The organism is Bradyrhizobium sp. 195 (assembly GCF_023101665.1).
In the GTDB taxonomy this organism is placed as follows: domain Bacteria; phylum Pseudomonadota; class Alphaproteobacteria; order Rhizobiales; family Xanthobacteraceae; genus Bradyrhizobium.
In genome coordinates, this window is the sequence record NZ_CP082161.1 from 8,161,628 (window position 1) to 8,178,226 (window position 16,599).

At 64.0% G+C, this 16,599-nt stretch carries 15 protein-coding genes and 1 pseudogene; 6 read left to right on the plus strand and 10 right to left on the minus strand.

Translation table 11 applies throughout. The features are described from left to right. Positions 1–71 precede the first annotated feature (71 nt). Positions 72–3,026: a toll/interleukin-1 receptor domain-containing protein gene (locus tag IVB26_RS38025; RefSeq protein WP_247969954.1), complete on the plus strand. Its 2,955-nt coding sequence runs from the start codon at positions 72–74 to the stop codon at positions 3,024–3,026. 27 nt (positions 3,027–3,053) lie between these two features. Here the strand turns inward: IVB26_RS38025 and IVB26_RS38030 are convergent. Next, positions 3,054–3,557 (minus strand): annotated as a pseudogene (locus IVB26_RS38030) (HpcH/HpaI aldolase/citrate lyase family protein); the annotation flags it as partial. Between IVB26_RS38030 and IVB26_RS38035 the strand changes: the two are divergent. Beyond that, on the plus strand, positions 3,506–3,724 hold the full coding sequence (locus tag IVB26_RS38035; RefSeq protein ID WP_247973402.1) for a hypothetical protein: 219 nt from the start codon (positions 3,506–3,508) through the stop codon (positions 3,722–3,724). The pseudogene IVB26_RS38030 and the gene IVB26_RS38035 overlap by 52 nt on opposite strands. 48 nt (positions 3,725–3,772) lie before the next feature. On the opposite strand, the gene IVB26_RS38040 is transcribed toward IVB26_RS38035, so the two are convergent. Both IVB26_RS38040 and IVB26_RS38045 read right to left on the minus strand, forming a co-directional pair. Continuing rightward, complete coding sequence (locus IVB26_RS38040) at positions 3,773–5,488, minus strand: caspase family protein (protein ID WP_247969955.1); 1,716 nt, start codon at positions 5,486–5,488, stop codon at positions 3,773–3,775. A 106-nt stretch (positions 5,489–5,594) separates the two neighbouring features. After that, positions 5,595–6,476, minus strand: a complete 882-nt coding sequence (locus tag IVB26_RS38045) for an HpcH/HpaI aldolase/citrate lyase family protein (protein ID WP_247969956.1) — start codon at positions 6,474–6,476, stop codon at positions 5,595–5,597. A 112-nt stretch (positions 6,477–6,588) separates the two neighbouring features. On the opposite strand from IVB26_RS38045, the gene IVB26_RS38050 reads away from it, so the two are divergent. Continuing rightward, positions 6,589–7,254: a carbonic anhydrase gene (locus tag IVB26_RS38050; protein ID WP_247969957.1), complete on the plus strand. Its 666-nt coding sequence runs from the start codon at positions 6,589–6,591 to the stop codon at positions 7,252–7,254. Positions 7,255–7,358: 104 nt separating this feature from the next. Here the strand turns inward: IVB26_RS38050 and IVB26_RS38055 are convergent, their stop codons facing one another. After that, positions 7,359–8,393, minus strand: a complete 1,035-nt coding sequence (locus IVB26_RS38055) for an aspartate-semialdehyde dehydrogenase (protein ID WP_247969958.1) — start codon at positions 8,391–8,393, stop codon at positions 7,359–7,361. Between the two features lie 116 nt (positions 8,394–8,509). On the opposite strand from IVB26_RS38055, the gene IVB26_RS38060 reads away from it, so the two are divergent. Further along, on the plus strand, positions 8,510–9,295 hold the full coding sequence (locus tag IVB26_RS38060; protein ID WP_247969959.1) for a hypothetical protein: 786 nt from the start codon (positions 8,510–8,512) through the stop codon (positions 9,293–9,295). 156 nt (positions 9,296–9,451) lie between these two features. Continuing rightward, positions 9,452–9,841 (plus strand): hypothetical protein, encoded by a 390-nt coding sequence (locus IVB26_RS38065; RefSeq protein WP_246919902.1) that lies wholly within the window; start codon positions 9,452–9,454, stop codon positions 9,839–9,841. Positions 9,842–10,027: 186 nt separating this feature from the next. On the opposite strand, the gene IVB26_RS38070 is transcribed toward IVB26_RS38065, so the two are convergent. Beyond that, positions 10,028–10,666: a DapH/DapD/GlmU-related protein gene (locus tag IVB26_RS38070; protein ID WP_247969960.1), complete on the minus strand. Its 639-nt coding sequence runs from the start codon at positions 10,664–10,666 to the stop codon at positions 10,028–10,030. A 130-nt stretch (positions 10,667–10,796) separates the two neighbouring features. Beyond that, positions 10,797–11,909 carry a 3-isopropylmalate dehydrogenase gene (gene leuB, locus IVB26_RS38075; RefSeq protein WP_247969961.1) on the minus strand — a complete coding sequence of 371 codons (1,113 nt, stop codon included), beginning with the start codon at positions 11,907–11,909 and terminating at the stop codon, positions 10,797–10,799. Between the two features lie 135 nt (positions 11,910–12,044). Between leuB and IVB26_RS38080 the strand changes: the two genes are divergently transcribed. Beyond that, entirely contained in the window at positions 12,045–13,235 is a 1,191-nt protein-coding gene (locus tag IVB26_RS38080; RefSeq protein WP_247969962.1) for a YbfB/YjiJ family MFS transporter, read from the plus strand. A 107-nt stretch (positions 13,236–13,342) separates the two neighbouring features. Here IVB26_RS38080 and IVB26_RS38085 read toward each other — a convergent pair whose 3' ends face one another. The 4 genes from IVB26_RS38085 to IVB26_RS38100 form a co-directional block, all read right to left on the minus strand. Then, positions 13,343–14,125, minus strand: a complete 783-nt coding sequence (locus IVB26_RS38085) for a molybdopterin-binding protein (RefSeq protein WP_247969963.1) — start codon at positions 14,123–14,125, stop codon at positions 13,343–13,345. Positions 14,126–14,135: 10 nt separating this feature from the next. Beyond that, positions 14,136–14,765 (minus strand): cytochrome b/b6 domain-containing protein, encoded by a 630-nt coding sequence (locus IVB26_RS38090; RefSeq protein WP_247969964.1) that lies wholly within the window; start codon positions 14,763–14,765, stop codon positions 14,136–14,138. A 183-nt stretch (positions 14,766–14,948) separates the two neighbouring features. Next, the gene (locus IVB26_RS38095) at positions 14,949–15,503 is read right to left on the minus strand and encodes a fasciclin domain-containing protein (protein WP_247969965.1); all 555 of its coding nucleotides are present in this window, start codon (positions 15,501–15,503) and stop codon (positions 14,949–14,951) included. Positions 15,504–15,830: 327 nt separating this feature from the next. Next, positions 15,831–16,592, minus strand: a complete 762-nt coding sequence (locus IVB26_RS38100; protein ID WP_247969966.1) for an SDR family oxidoreductase — start codon at positions 16,590–16,592, stop codon at positions 15,831–15,833. Positions 16,593–16,599 lie beyond the last annotated feature (7 nt).

A 16,599-nucleotide genomic window follows, 5' to 3' on the forward strand; every position in this document is an offset into this window, starting at 1 on the left:
TGTTCGCCTCGCGCCTGTCGTGATTCTCCTTTTCGATCATTGCGCGTGCTTCGTTCCGCAAGGGACACACCATGGACGCCGCCATTGCTGCGAAAGCTGCTGTCGCCGCGACGAGCAACCGCGACCGGAAGACCCGCGTCTTCATCTCCTATTCCCGCAAGGACTCCGTATTTTCCAACCGGCTCGTCGATGCCCTCAACGCGCGCGGCTTCGAAGCCTATCTCGACAAGAAAGACATCTTGCCGGGCGAGCCGTGGCAGGAGCGGCTCGATGCGCTGATCCTTTCCGCCGACGCGATCGGCATCGTCATCAGCCCCGACCTGATCGCGTCTCCCGTCTGCGCGTGGGAGGCCGAACGAACCGAGAGCTTGCAGAAAAAACTTCTGCCGCTGGTGTACCGGCCTGTCGCCGACGCCGACCTGCCGCCACGCCTGGCGCGGCTCAACTACATCTTGCTGCGCGACGAGGACGATTTCGATGTCGGGCTGTCGGCGCTGGCGGACGCTCTGGATACCGACATTGCCTGGATTCGCCAGCACACGCGCATCGGCGAGCTGGCGCAAAGGTGGGACGGAGCCGGCCGCCCGGCGTCCGGAGGCCGCCTGCTGCGCGGCGAGGAATTGGCCGACGCCGAAGCCTGGCTGCTCACCTCGCCCAAGGGTGCGCCGGACCCGACCGAGCTGCAGCGCGCCTATGTCCATGCGAGCCGCCTTTTCGAGACCGGCGAGATCGAAAAGGAACGCGCCGCGATCGCGCGCACGCGGCGTTTCCAACGACGAAGCGCCTGGGCGCTCGCCGGCATCGCACTGCTCGTCGTCACCGGCGCGGGCTACGTCCTGTGGCAGCAGCGCGAGACGGATCGTCGCGAAATCTTGGTGATGACGAGCGCGGCACATCGTGCCATCGCCGAGAAGAGGTACGACACGGCCATGCGGATCGCGGTGGAGGGCCTGCCACCGCCGGGACGTTTACCGGTGACGCTGGGCTGGTCGACCCGCGAGGTCGCGGGACTCGAGGCGAAGCTCGCGGGTGCGGCCCAGCTCAGCCGGCTGCAACGCGTGCTGTCAGGCCACACGGATACAATCAACAGCGTTGCCATCAGTACCGACGGCACGCGCATTGTCAGCGGCTCGTCGGATCGAACCGCCCGGGTGTGGGACTCGCGAAGCGGCGAGCTGTTGCACGAGCTGAAGCATGAAGGTGCGGTGGGCCGCGTCGCATTCAGCTCAGACGGCAGGCGCGTCTTCACGGCATCGTCGAATGGTTCGGACAGCGTGCTGCGTTCGTGGGATGCCGTTAGCGGCACGCCGTCGGCCGCGATCAAGGTTGCCAGCAGCTACAGCTCCGTCAGGCGGATTTTTCTCGTCAGCGGAACATTCAGCACCGACGGGAAACGGGCTCTGGTCGCCACCACATACAGTCGTGCGAATGTGTGGGACCTCACCAGCGGCAAGATCTTGGCAGAGCTCCAGATCAAAACTCGCCCTGCCAGCGCCACCATCAGCGGCGACGGCACACGAGCGATCGTAGGGGGAATGGAAACGGCCCAGATTTGGGACACGACCAACAGCACAATGCTGCATGAGCTGGCTGGACACAAGGACTACATCCACGCCGTTGCGTTCAGCGCGGATGGAACGAAAGTCGCGACTGGTGCGGGCGACCGGCTTGCACGTGTATGGGACGCGGTCACCGGCAAGCTTATCCGCGAATTCGAGCCTCACGATGCAGAGGTCAAGGCAGTCGCGTTCAGTGCCGACGGATCGGCGCTCGTCACGACGTCAGCGGATCAGACCGTGCGATTGCTGAGTATCGCGACCGGAGGACTCCTGCTCGAGCTCAAAGGCCACGACGACGCGGTCACCGGCGTTGCATTCAGCGCCGATGGCCGCATCGTCACCGGCTCGTCCGACCGCACGCTACGCATCTGGGACGCGACAAGCGAGCCACCGCCCTTGCGCCACGACAATCCCGTCGTGACCGCCGCCTTCGATGCCACAGGCTCACGAGTCATTACGTTGTCGGGCGCGGCCCGCATCTGGGACGCCGCCACCGGGAATATGCTCCGCGAACTGCCTCTCAACGGTTTTGCCAATGATGCGGCCTTCAGCCCCGATAATGCGCTCATCCTGACGCTCTCGGAGAACATGGTCCGCGTGTGGGACGCCTCGACCGGCGATACAATCCGCGAATTTCGCGACGATGAAGGGATTTACGGCGCGAGGTTCATAGCCGATCGCACCAGCCCCCATATCGTTCTCATGTTCCGCAAGCGCGCAGCGATATGGGACGCGAAAAGCGGTACGTTGGTGCGCGAGCTGAAGGACCACGGGGGCGGCTATGGCTCGCCCGGCGTCAGCGCCGATGGGCGGCTCATTTCCGACAGTCGAGGTGACCATGCCCGGATTTGGGACGCCGCAACCGGAACGTTGGTGCGGGAGATCGTGAGCCCAGGTGGTATATGGACTACGGCGCTGAGCCCGGACGGTAAACGTCTCACCACTACCGGGTTTTCGGGGCTTGTCCGCGTTTGGAATACCGACACCGGCGACATGTTGCGAGAACTCAGGGGCCATGCCGCCCAGGTTTCGAGTACCGCGTTCAGCGCCGATGGAACGCGCATCATCACGGCCTCGAACGATCGAACCGCGCAGATCTGGGACGCCGCGAGCGGTGAGGTTCTCCGCGTGATCGAGGGACATGGTCGCGGCCTGCAGACCGCCGTCTTCAGTCCCGATGGCGGACGCGTCCTCACTTCTTCGATGGATGGAACCGCGCGCATATGGGACGTGAGCTTCGGGATGACGCTGCACGGTGACGCTCTCGTTCGAACCGTCTGCATGCAAAAGCTGGCTGGCGCGCAGACCTTCACGATTGTGGATGCAATAGATCCGATCCTCGTCGGCCTCGCCGGCGTGAACCCCTGCCGCCAGCATGGACCGCTGTCATCGGAGTACTGGACCGATCTCGGCCGTGCCGTCGTCGAACGGTTCAAGAAACTGATCGGGCGCAATTCACGGAGCTGAAGCGGACCAACGACCGCTTGATGATCTTCAGCCCTTGCTCATCGCCGCGATCGCGTCTGCGATTGCGATCGTGCGCCGGGCCATGTCGGCGTGCAGGCGCTCGACCATCGCACCGTCGAGACGGATCGCGCCGCGCGAGGCGTTTTCCGGCAGTTCGAACGCGGCGATGATCTTTCGCGCGCGCGCGACGTCTTCTTCGGGAGGCGTGAAGATCGCGTTGCAGGCGTCGATCTGCGATGGGTGGATCAGCGTCTTGCCATCGAAACCGAGATCGCGGCCTTGCGCGCATTCGGTGGCAAAGCCGTCGGAATTGGCGATGTCGCTGTAGGGGCCATCGAGAATTTCGAGGCCATGAGCGCGCGTCGCCAGGATGCAATGCGTGATCATCGGGATCATCGCGGCGCGGCCGGGCAGCATCCGGATCCGCGTCTCGCGCGAAATGTCGTTCGGGCCGAACACGAAGCCTGAGAGGCGCCTCGATGGATCACGCCCGGCGGCAGCCAGTTCCTCGGCATGCAGCACGGCGCGCCCAGCCGCTGCTGCTGCGCGGCATGGAGCGGGTCTGCTCGCTCTGCAATCACAAGGGACAATGCGACCGCGATCTCGCCGACGGCACCGCCGCGGAGAATTATCACGGCTATTGCGGCGACGCCTCGACACTGGAATCGCTCGCACGCGCCGACGTCGCGCCGCACTGAGGTTCTGCAATCGATAGATCATTCAACGACTGGCGTGCTCGCCGCACGCTAGATCACACCAGTTCGCGCGCAAGCCTCGCGCCGGGCAAACCCTTTCACGAGCTTCTTGCAGGCACGATAGCGCTCTTCCATGCTCCCTCCGCCAACACTTGCCGGCGCATGCGGCTCGGCAGTACTTTCCTTCTTGATGGCATGAGGCTGCGAGGCTTTTTCGCGCTTAGCTGAAGGGGCGACGTCCTGTGGCATCGGCACGAGCTGCCAGACCGGACCAAGCTCTATGTTCGCGGTCTCGGAGGGGTTCTCCTTCCTGAAGGAAGAAAGGGCCAGGACGTTCTTCTCCATCCTGACGGTAACTGGCGTCCCGGCGATCGAAAATTTATTGTCCGTGATGTACTCTGCAAACGATCGGTATCCCGCCTCGTCTTTTGCCCACGATGCCTTTGTCGGCGGCCCCCAGAGGTAGTAGCCTTTGGCTAACCCCGTGTCAGAGACCTCGGTCACGATCAGCATTGCATAGCGTCCCTTGCCATTCGTCCACCCACGCTTGTTGGACCACACCCCAACAAACCTGGAATCGGATTTCAGAGAGACATCCTCGCTGGACGAGATCGTGAAGTTCGGCAGCTTGAGCTGCTGTGCGGCCGCGATGGCGGCAACCTTTTGATTGTCCTCGGGCGCAAATAGATTTCGGGCAACCGCTTTCGTATCGGTCCCCTGACGCCCGCCTGCATCCGGTGCCGGGGAGGCAACCGGAGGCGATACCGCCGCCACCTCCTTGGCCTTGATATCCTTGATCCGCTGGCGAGCTTCAGCAGCATGACTGCTGCGCGGATACCTAGCCAGAAACTCTTCATACGGGCCGGCCACTGTCGATGTCCGGATCGCCAGCCAGGACTTCTCGTCTTCCGCCGGAGCTGTAGGTACTGGAGATGGCGCAACAGGCGCCCGAGCATTAGCGGCGGGCGCTTTCAGGTAAATCTCCTCCTTCGACAAGGAGCCATACACAAAAGGCTGCTGTTCGCGCTTAGTCGCGGCCATCACGTCGTCGCGAACCCGACGAAACAGAAACGATATCTCAAGGCCCGATGTTTCGATGTGCCGAAGGAGCGATGCCGTAAAAGGGCTATTCCGGCCATCGCCGTCGCTCGCCGTGGTCCCGTCCCGGGCGGCGTATGCGATCAGAACGTTGTCGGATGGTTCGGTCGGCGCGAGTCCGCGCGCCACTGCCCTGGTGCTGATGGAACGCTTCATCTTCGCCGCAAACGGGTTATTGCGGCACGCGTCGAGTATGACCAGGCCCAACTTCCGTGCCTTCGAAACCTGAAGGCTCACCGAACGTAGGCTGATGGCCTCGCTTTCGATGTCGGTATCGCTCCGCAGCTCCGCGCTGATGGGAATCAGCCAGTTCTCGCCGCCAACCTCCAAGCCGTGCCCGGCGTAAAATACAACGGCGATGTCGGATCCCTCGGCAGAGCGGCCGAAGTCGACGACGGCCTTCCTCATCTCTTGCGCGGTCGCGTTCTTGACCTGGGTGACCTTGAAATCCAGTCGCTCCAGCGCGCGGCCGATGTCGGCCGCATCGCGGGTCGGGTTCGGCAGCTCAGGCACCTTCTCATAGGTGCCGTTACCGATGACAAGAGCGACCCGCGACTGCTGCGCGAGCGCCGACTGAGCGAACAAGAGCGACGTGACGAGAAAGACTGCAGCCCTAAAGTTACGCATCAATTGATTGCCCGGATAAAATACCGGCAGCGAGGGTAGCACCGCTTTTTACAACCGCAATGAGAAAAGCGGAGCCCGAAAGATTTCGAGGGAATCGCCGCTCTCCGGACAAAACGGACGACTGTGTCGATGTTGTTCGGCTCTGACCCTAACCCTTGCTCATCGCCGCGATCGCGTCCGCGATTGCGATCGTGCGCCGCGCCATGTCGGCGTGGAGCCGCTCGACCATCGCACCGTCGAGACGGATCGCGCCGCGCGAGGCGTTTTCCGGCAGTTCGAACGCGGCGATGATCTTTCGCGCGCGCGCGACTTCTTCTTCGGGAGGCGTGAAGATCGCGTTGCAGGCGTCGATCTGCGATGGGTGGATCAGCGTCTTGCCGTCGAAACCGAGATCGCGGCCTTGCGCGCATTCGGTGGCAAAGCCGTCGGAATTGGCGATGTCGCTGTAGGGGCCATCGAGAATTTCGAGGCCATGAGCGCGCGTCGCCAGGATGCAATGCGTGATCATCGGGATCATCGCGGCGCGGCCGGGCAGCATCCGGATCCGCGTCTCGCGCGAAATGTCGTTCGGGCCGAACACGAAGCCTGAGAGGCGCCTCGATGGATCACGCCCGGCGGCAGCCAGTTCCTCCGCATGCAGCACGGCGCGCGCGGTCTCGATCATGGCCCAGACCTTCACGGTCGCCGCCGCGCCAAGCTCGGCGAGGCGCCGGCCGATGACGTCGAGATCTTCGATGCTTGAAACTTTCGGAACCAGGATGCCATCCGGCGAAGCCTTGGCGGCCATCGCGAGGTCATCGGCCCACCACGGCGTGTCGAGGCCGTTGGTCCGGATCAGGATTTCACGCCTGCCAAAACCCTTGGCCGCAATCGCAGCGGCGATGCCATCGCGCGCGACCGCCTTGGCGTCGGGGGCGACGGAATCCTCGAGATCAAGGATCAAGCCGTCGGCGGCAAGATTGCGCGCCTTTTCCAGCGCGCGGGGGTTGGAGCCGGGCATGAACAGATGGCTGCGGCGCGGGCGGGTCATGCAAGCGTTCCTTCCGGTTTCCTCAAACGGGCTCTTGACCGGAGGCGATAGCACCTGGCCTGCCTATTCGAAAGGCTTGTTCGCCCCGACGGTATATGTTTAGGCATAGGCCATGATCGTATTCCCAGAGCATTTGCTGGAAGGCTACAGGGCCTTCGCCACCCAGCGGCTGCCGACCGAGCAGAACCGCTACCGCGAACTCTCGGTGAAGGGGCAGTCGCCCCCGGTGATGGTGATCGGGTGCTGCGACAGCCGCGTCTCGCCCGAGGTGATCTTCGACGTCGGTCCGGGCGAGTTGTTCGTGGTCCGCAACATCGCCAATCTGGTGCCGACCTATCAGCCCGACGAGAACGCACATGGCGTCTCGGCCGCACTCGAATATGCCGTGACGGTGTTGAAGGTGAAGCACATCGTGGTACTCGGCCACGCGCAATGCGGCGGCATCCGTGCCTTCGTCGACAAGATCGAGCCGCTCACGCCGGGCGACTTCATCGGCAAATGGATGCAGATGTTCATCAAGCCGGGCGAGGTGGTCGAGCAGCGCGAGCACGAAACGATGGCGCAGTTCGTCGAGCGCATCGAGAAGGCCGCGGTGTTCCGCAGCCTCGAAAACCTGATGACCTTCCCGTTCGTGCGCAAGGCCGTGGAGAGCGGCCAGATGCAGACCCACGGCGCCTATTTCGGCGTCGCGGAGGGATCGCTGTTCGTGCTGGACAAGGCGAGCAAGGAATTTCGGAACGCGCGAAGTGTGGAGCAGGCCCCTCGCGGCTCGGCTTGAATTCGTAGGGTGGGCAAAGCGAAGCGTGCCCACCATTCGTTCGTAATCATGAAGAGATGGTGGGCACGGCGCTTTGCGCCTTTGCCCACCCTACGGCAGCGGAGTTACGCCGCCTGCTTCTTCGCGCTGATCAGCTTGCGGTTGATCAGCACTTCCGCGATCTGGATCGCATTCAGCGCGGCGCCCTTGCGCAGGTTGTCCGACACGCACCACAGCACGAGGCCGTTCTCCACCGTCGCGTCCTCGCGGATGCGGCTGATATACGTCGCGTCCTCGCCGGCGGCTTCATACGGCGTGGCGTAGCCGCCGGGCTCCTGCTTGTCGATGACGAGGCAGCCGGGCGCCTTGCGCAGGATGTCGCGGGCTTCGTCCGCGCTGATCGGATTCTCGAACTCGATGTTGACGGCCTCGGAGTGACCGACGAAGACGGGCACGCGCACGCAGGTGGCGGAGAGCTTGATCTTGGGATCAAGAATCTTCTTGGTCTCCGCCATCATCTTCCACTCTTCCTTGGTGTAGCCGTCCTCCATGAAGACGTCGATGTGGGGGATGACGTTGAAGGCGATGCGCTTGGGGAATTTCTTCGCGATCAGCTCGTCATTGGTGTAGACGGCCTTGGTCTGCGAGAACAACTCGTCCATGCCGTCCTTGCCGGCGCCCGACACCGATTGATAGGTCGAGACCACCACGCGCTTGATGGTCGCCTTCTCGTGCAACGGCTTCAGCGCGACCACGAGCTGCGCGGTCGAGCAGTTCGGATTGGCGATGATGTTCTTCTTCTTGAAGCCTTCGGTCGCGCCTGCGTTCACCTCCGGCACGATCAACGGCACGTCGGGGTCCATGCGCCAGGCCGAGGAATTGTCGATCACGACGGCGCCGGCGGCGCCGATCTTCGGCGACCATTCCTTCGACACCTCGCCGCCCGCCGACATCAGGCAGATGTCGACGTCGGAGAAGTCATAGTGCTCGAGCGCCTTGCACTTCAGGGTGCGGTCGCCATAGGAGACCTCGACGCCGACGCTGCGGCGTGACGCCAGGGCCACGACCTCGTCCGCCGGGAATTTGCGCTCATCCAGAATGTTGAGCATTTCCCGTCCGACATTGCCGGTCGCGCCGACGACTGCGACTTTGTAACCCATCGTTCACTCTCCGATGAAAAAGCCCGTTCCTGAAGCTGACGCTTAAACAGGAAGAGCAGCGCTTCTATGCGAGAACCGGCCTCAAGACAACGTTGGACCATGCCTTAGGGACGTGGATGCAGTCGCCTGAGGCCAGCACGGCCGTTAGCCCCACCCAGATCCATCTGGCGCTTGCAGCCTTCGCCGACGAGGTCGTCGGCACGCTCGCGCGCCTGTTCGCTTATGTGGGGGCACTCGCCCTGCTTTGCATCCTCGGCCTTGCCGCGCTCGGCCAGCTGCCTGATTGGCGCGACAATGAGCCGGCGCCGAGGCCGGGCTGGAGCGTGGCCGACCGCTCACGTCCGGGCTTCGCCCTCAGCAAGCTCGATTCATCAGAAAAAACAGTCTCTTACACCATCCTCAGGCATCCCGAAGGCGGCCGCAGGGACGTCATGCGCTGGACCGGCGACGCTGACCAGGTTCTGGCCGAGCTCGATATTTACCGGGAAGGCGGCGAATTCGACGTCACACGTCCGGCAACCGCGGACCTCGCCGCCCAGATGGGCCTGGGCGCGGCCAGCGCGCTCGAGCAAGCCGGGCTGATCGGGACCAAATTCGGCCCCGTCGCCCTGTTCCGGCCGGTCGCAGCGGAGGGAGCGCGGGCATGCCTCGGCTACCTCAAGCGCAGCGAGGAGCCCGCGCTGCAAATCTCCGGCTTCTCCTGCCAGGGCGACACCCTGCCCGCCCAGCGCGCGGCCATCGCCTGTACGCTCAACCGGCTGACGCTGCTGACCTCGGGCAACGAGCCGAAGCTGGCGGACCTGTTCGCCCATGCCGAGCTGAAGCGCCGTGCTTGCGACCTCGCGGGCTCACCGGACTGGCTGCTGGGCGCCGCGAACGCTCAATTGCGCGGGGCGCTGTAGTCCGCACCAGCCTCAAGTGGCTGGTATTGATGCAACTTTTGCCGGCGCGCACGATTATTCCGAGCTGGTGTGACCCAATAGACCTAGTTGCGCTCACCCCGGCCGGGCTAGTATGGGGTGTGATCGACTGGCGGTGCGCCGCTTGAAGGGGACGTGATGAGCTCGAAATTCTCTGCCAAATTGGCGACCTTGTTTGCAGCGGGCGCCGTGATTGCCATGTCCTCTGTCATCGGTTTGGCGACGCCGGCCTCGGCCGACAACAAGACCAAACGCTATGACGAGCGCGGCCGGCACTATTACGGCCCGAGCGGTCCCAACTCCGTGTACCAGCAGGGCCGCACCCGCATCTATGTCAGCAAGCGCTCCTGGCTCGACGGCGGCACCGAGGTCAATCCGGGCGACCGCAAGTTCTCCGACTACGCCTTCCCGCCGGCCGTGGGCTATCCGTCCTTCGCCCGCGAGAATCTCAACCGCCCGATCGACCGCCAGCCGCTCTCGCCGCCGCAGGATGTCGGCGGCTACCCGCAGAATTTCCCGCTGTACTGAGGCGGACGAGGCTACTCGAATCAAAATGGCCGGGCTCACGCCCGGCCATTCTCGTTTCGAGAGGTGCCGTAGGGTGGGCAAAGGCGCTCTTGCGCCGTGCCCACCATCTCCCTCGATCGCGAAAAATGCGTGGGCACGCTTCGCTTTGCCCACCCTACGATTCCTGTTGTTTGTGCGAGAGCCGCTTTACGAATTCGCTGCCGGGTCGTAGCGCCGGCAAAATTCGTCGATCGCCTCGGAGCGAAAATCGCCGAGGCGCTCGAAGATGAGCGCATCCGGCCAATCCCACCAGGCGATGCGGCGCAGGCTTGCCGCAACGGACTCGTCGAAGCGCTTGCGGATCGCACGCGCCGGAACGCCGCCGACGATGGTGTAGGGTTCGACATCACGGCTGACGACCGCGCCCGCGCCGATCACCGCACCGTCGCCGACGGTGACACCTGGCAGCACGATCGCGGCGTGGCCGATCCAAACGTCGTTGCCGACGGTCACGCGGTCGCCGCGGCGGTCTGCGAAGAAGTCGCGGTCGCGCGTCACGCTCGCCTCGTAATATTCCGGGACATAGGTGAAGCGATGTTGCGACGGCCGGCCCATCGGATGGTTCGGCGCGCCGATCCGCACCGAATTGGCGATCGCCGTGAACTTGCCGATGGCGGCGTCGGCGACCTCGCAATTCTCGCCGAGATAGGAGTAGTCGCCGAGCGAGGCATATTCGATGCGGGTATGGCTAAGGATCTCGCAGCGGCGCCCGATCTGCGCCTCGCGCAAGCGCGCCGTTTCATGGATGAATGTTTCCGCGACCTTGGGGCGGGGTGAGGCATCCATGAAGTAACTCCGAGAGCAGGTGCCGTAGGGTGGTCAAAGGCGCAACGCGCCGTGCCCACCATCTCTCTCTGATCACAACCGTTTGGTGGGCACGCTTCGCTTTGCCCACCCTACGAGAGCGGTGCCCGCCTTAAGCGTGCAGCTTCTGCAATTCCTTCAGGATCGCCTCGCCCATCTGCGTGGTCGAGACGGCGGTGGCGCCCTCCGACTTGATGTCGGCGGTGCGCAGGCCGCTGGCGAGCACCGCGGCGATCGCGGCGTCGACCTTGTCGGCCAGCGCGCCCATGTCGAAGGAATAGCGCAGCGCCATGCCGAAGGACGAGATCATCGCAATGGGATTGGCGAGGCCCTGGCCTGCGATGTCGGGCGCCGAGCCGTGCACGGGCTCATACAGCGCCTTGCGCTTCTTGCTCTTGACGTCGACCTCGCCGAGCGAGGCCGAGGGCAGCATGCCGAGCGATCCCGTCAGCATCGCCGCGATGTCGGACAGCATGTCGCCGAACAGATTGTCGGTGACGATGACGTCGAACTGCTTCGGCCATTTCACCAGCATCATGCCGCCGGAATCGGCGAGCTGATGTTCGAGCGTGACATCGGGATATTCCCGCTTGTGGACCTGAGTCATGACCTCGTTCCAGAGCACGCCCGACTTCATGACGTTGCGCTTCTCCATCGACGTCACCTTGTTCTTGCGCTTCCTGGCAAGCTCGAAGGCGACGCGGCCGATGCGCTCGATCTCATAGGTGTCGTAGACCTGGGTATCGACAGCGCGCTTCTGGCCGTTGCCGAGATCGGTGATGGTCTTGGGCTCGCCGAAATAGACGCCGCCGGTGAGCTCGCGCACGATCATGATGTCGAGGCCCTCGACCGCCTCGCGCTTCAGGCTCGAGGCCTCGGCCAGCGCCGGGTAGCACACCGCGGGACGCAGGTTCGCGAACAAGGCGAGATCCTTGCGCAGGCGCAGCAGGCCGGCTTCCGGGCGCACCTCGTAAGGGACGGCATCCCACTTCGGGCCGCCGACCGCACCGAAGATGATGGCGTCGGCGGCCAGCGCCTTGGCCATGTCGCCCTCGGAGATCGACACCTTGTGCGCGTCATAGGCGGAGCCCCCGACGAGGCCGCTATCCGTCTCGAACTTGGCGATCCCGGCCGAATTGAGCCAGTCGATCAGCCGCTTCACCTCGCCCATCACCTCGGGGCCGATACCGTCGCCGGGAAGCAGCAGCAGTTTGTGGGTCGCCATGGTCGTTTCCTCTGAGATCGAATTTCGGCCGGAGTGCTAGAGCGGCGTTGCGCGCTTGGCAAGACACCATTGCCGCCGCGCGGCTGTGCAAGGCGGGCGGGGCCTGCCACACTGCGATCCGCCGGAGTACCTCCCTTGCACGCCCCTGACCGCCCCCCGCTACAGGCACATCCCGCGCGGCTGATCCTGACCCTGTCGCTGGCCGCCACCGTCGGGCTCGGCATCGGCCGCTTTGCCTACGCCCTGGTGCTGCCGGACATGCGGGAGGACCTCGGCTGGTCCTACTCGGCGGCCGGATTCATGAACACCATCAATGCCGTCGGCTATCTCGTGGGCGCGCTCGTGGCGTCCCGCCTGATCCAGTGGGTCGGCTGGGCGGCGGCAATCCGCTTGGGAACTTTGGCCTGCGTCGCCGCACTCGCCACCTGCGCGCTGACGGGGAATTTCGTTGCGCTGAGCCTGGCGCGCCTGGTGCTGGGTCTCGGCGCCGCAGCCGGCTTCGTCGCCGGCGGCACGCTGGCTGCGACCATCGCCCAGTCACGCCCCGAGCGGGCCAATTTCCTGCTGAGCCTGTTCTATGCCGGGCCCGGCATCGGCATTCTGTCCTCGGGGGTGATCGCCCCGTTCACGCTGCAATATTTCGGCCCGGGCTCGTGGTGGATCGTCTGGTGGGCGCTGACGCTGCTGTCCGTCGCGATGACGATCCCGCTGTTCCTGATCCGCATCGAGAGCAGCGTCCGCTTCTCCGAAGGCGGTAACGGATCGTTCGCGATTCTGCCCGTGCTGATTTACCTCGCCGGCTATTTCCTGTTCGGCGCCGGCTACATCGCCTACATGACCTTCATGATCGCCTATGTGCGCGACAGTGGCGGCGGGGCCGCGGCGCAGGCGGCGTTCTGGAGCCTGATCGGCCTGTCCGCCTTTGCAACGCCCTGGGCCTGGCGCGGCGTGCTGGCGCTCGATCGCGGCGGGCTTGCCACCGCCATCATCCTCGGCACCAACGCGCTGGGTGCGGCCCTGCCGATGCTCGGACATTCGCCGGCCTGGCTCGCGGTCTCCGCGCTGGTGTTCGGCGTCGCCTTCTTCGCCGTGGTCGGCTCGACCACCGCCTTCGTGCGCTTCAACTATCCGCCGGAGATGTGGCCGACCGCGATCGCGGCGATGACGATCTCGTTCGGCGTCGGCCAGACGCTCGGCCCGATCGTGGTCGGCGCGATCACGGACGCGCTGGGGAGCTTGAGTTACGCGCTGAATGTATCGGCGGCGCTGCTGGCGCTGGGGGCTGCAGCGGCGCTTTGTCAGCGGAAGGTGGGGCCGGCCAGATAACCGGTGCCGTAGGGTGGGCAAAGGCGCACAGCGCCGTGCCCACGTTTTCTTCATGACGGATGGAATGCGTGGGCACGCTTCGCTTTGCCCACCCTACGGCAGCGCGGCTAGCTCCCGCTGAACGAATTATAGCCCTGGTCTTCCCAATAGCCGCCCTTGTAGTCGTTGGTGACTTCCATCGACACTACGTATTTCGGGTTCTTGAAGCCGAGTTTCGTGGGCACGCGGATCTTCATCGGGAAACCGTAGGCGCGCGGCAAAATCTCGTTCGCATATTTGAACGTCATCTGCGTCTGCGGATGCAGCGCGCTGCGCATGTCCAAAGGCGAGTTGTAGCCGTCCTTGTCGGCGCACTGGAACCAGACGTATTTGGCACGGGTGTCGGCGCCGATCAGCTTGAGGAAATCGCGCAAGGGCGTGCCGGTCCAGCTGCCGATCGCGCTCCAACCTTCGACGCAGATATGGCGCGTGATTTGCGTGACCTGCGGCAGCTTGTACAGCTCGTCCAGCGTCCAGGACTTCTTGTTGTCGACGAGACCTCGCACCTCGAGCTTCCAGTCGGCACCGCTCACGTCGGGCGCGTCGTCGAGATCGTAATAGGCGTTGAACGGGAACGGTTTTGTGATCGCGCTTTCGGGGAAGGTCGGCGCCAGCGCGTCGGGATTGAAGATGAAGGCCTGCACCGCGTCGTTGAACTTCGACACCTGCTTCAGCATCTCCTCGGCCGAGGAGGAGTCGACGACGTCGCAGCCGGTCAGCAGCGTCAGGGCGCCGAGACTGGCGCCGCCCGCGATGAAGCGGCGGCGGGTGACGTCAGGCATCGTCTTGATGGAGTCCTTGATCAGGAGCCGCTTGTCGACGCCGGGGATCAGGAATGAACGCTTCGCCATGTTGTCCTCCTCAGCAACCGGTGATCATGGCGCGCAGGCTCTTCGGCACCAGCAGCGCGAGCAGGACGTGGATGACGAGGAATGCGCAGATCGCAGCCATGCAGAAGAAGTGGATGTAGCGCGCGGTCGGATAATCGCCGAACAGTGCGACGAGGTAATAGAGCTGCACCGGCTTCCACATGCCGAGCCCCGTGAGCACGATCAGCACGCCGACCACGATGATGCCAGCGTAGAGCAGGCGCTGCACGTAATTGTAAACGGTGAGATCGTCATGGCCGAGCTTGAACGTCAGCGCCGCCCTGACGTCGTGGAGCACGCCTGCCGGGGTGATCGGGAACAGCTTCTTAGCGAAGCGGCCGGTGGCAAAGCCCGTGACGAGATAGGCGAGGCCGTTGATCATCAAGAGCCACATCGCCGCGAAATGCCAGAGCAGGCCGCCTCCGAGCCAGCCACCCAGCGTATACTCGCGCGGAAAACTGAAGCCGAACAGCGGCGAGGCGTTGTAGATCTGCCAGCCCGACAGGATCATCAGGATCATGGCAAGCGCGTTGACCCAGTGCATGATCCGGACCCATGCCGGCTGGATCACTTTGGCCTTGATGGCCCTGACCTGTTCGTCGGTGACTGTGAGGCTCGACATGATGGTTCCGTCCTGAATGTCGTCTGACAGCAATTATACGCCGATGCTGCGGCTTTCGTTACGCCCTGCTCGCCATCGAATCGATGCCGTCAGGCTATAGTGGTCACAATAAAGCGAGCCGGGCACCCCCGGCTCGCCGTCTCGAAGCACCCTGTTCGGGGGATGAAACAGGGGCGGGCGGTGTTACGTCGCCGGCATCAGCACGGTGTCGACCACATGGATGACGCCGTTGGACTGGTTGACGTTGGAGATCGTCACCATCGAGGTGCCGCCCTTGGCATCGACGATCCAGGTCTTGCCGTCCATCTTCTTGACCGTCAGTTCCTCGCCCTCGGCGGTCTTCAGCTTCTTGCCCTCGGTGAGGTCGGAAGCCTCGAGCTTGCCGGGCACGACATGGTAGGTGAGAATCTTGGTCAGCGTGGCCTTGTTCTCGGGCTTGACCAGATTGTCGACGGTGCCGGCCGGCAGCTTGCCGAAGGCGGCGTTGGTCGGCGCGAACACCGTGAACGGACCCTTGCTTTCGAGCGTCGGGACCAGGCCCGCCGCCTTCACCGCCGCGACCAGCGTGGTGTGGTCCTTCGAGTTGACCGCGTTCTGGACGATGTTCTTGGACGGGAACATCGCGGCGCCGCCGACCATGACGGTCCTTTCCTCGGCGCTCACAGGCGCGACGACGGTCGCGGTGATGGCCAGGGCGCTGAAGGCGGCGGCAGCGAGGTAGGCAATGCGCTTCGACATGGAAAGTCTCCCGATTGAATTGGTACCGGCGATGGCCGGTGTTGGGTTGGGGCAACAACGGCGACTGCGACAGTGTGAGATGATGCAGCAGTGCCGTCGTTGGACCGAACTACGGGAGGGTTCGCGGTGCGGTTTCGGGGAAAAATTCTTTGTGATGCGTGAAACTATGCGCGGGGATGTTCGTGTGTGCGAACGTGCACCAAGCAAACGATGCCGTAGGGCGGGCAAAGCGCAGTGTGCCCACCAAACGCAAATGCGGAGAGAGATGGTGGGCACGGCGCTTCGCGCCTTTGCCCACGGCCGTGAGCCCGTTGAGACAGTACCGTCTCAATCCCTGTTGTGCGGCGTCTGGATGAAACCGCGATTGTGGGTCGGGCTGATCAGGACTTCGTTGATGCAAACGCGCGCCGGCATGCTCGCGATGAACGCGATGGTGCGTCCCAAATCTTCGGATTGCAGCATTCTGGCCTGCTCATCCTCGCTCGGCACCACCGGGCGCAGCTTCAGGATCGGCGTCGCCACCTCGCCCGGCATCAGGCAGCAGGCGCGCAGGCCGTTGACGCATTCGTCCATGTTGAAGGAATGGGTCAGCGCCAGCACCGCATGCTTGGTGGTGGTGTAGGCCGGGCCCGGCATCTTCGAAACGTGGCGGCCGGCCCAGGACGAGACGTTGATGATCGCGCCGTCCTGCTGCTTGCGCATCGTCGGCAGCACCGCGCGCATGCAGTAGAGCACGCCATTGAGATTGACCTGGACCAACCTGTCCCAGCCGTCCAGTTCCATATCCTTCCAGCTGCGCTTGGGGACATTGATGCCGGCATTGTTGACCAAGAGGTCGATGCGGCCGTGCTTTGCGACGATCTGATCGGCGGCCTTCTGGGCCGCACTGGCGTTGGATACGTCCAGCGCAATGGCCTCGGCCGCCCCGCCGGACTTGCTGATCTTCGCAACCACGGTATCCAGGGCGTCCTGCCGCCGGCCGGACACCACCACCGTCCAGCCATCGGCAGCCAGCGCCTCGGCGCCGGCCTCTCCGATCCCGCTGCCCCCGCCCGTCACCCAGGCCACGCGTTTCCCGTTCTTGGTCATGCAAACT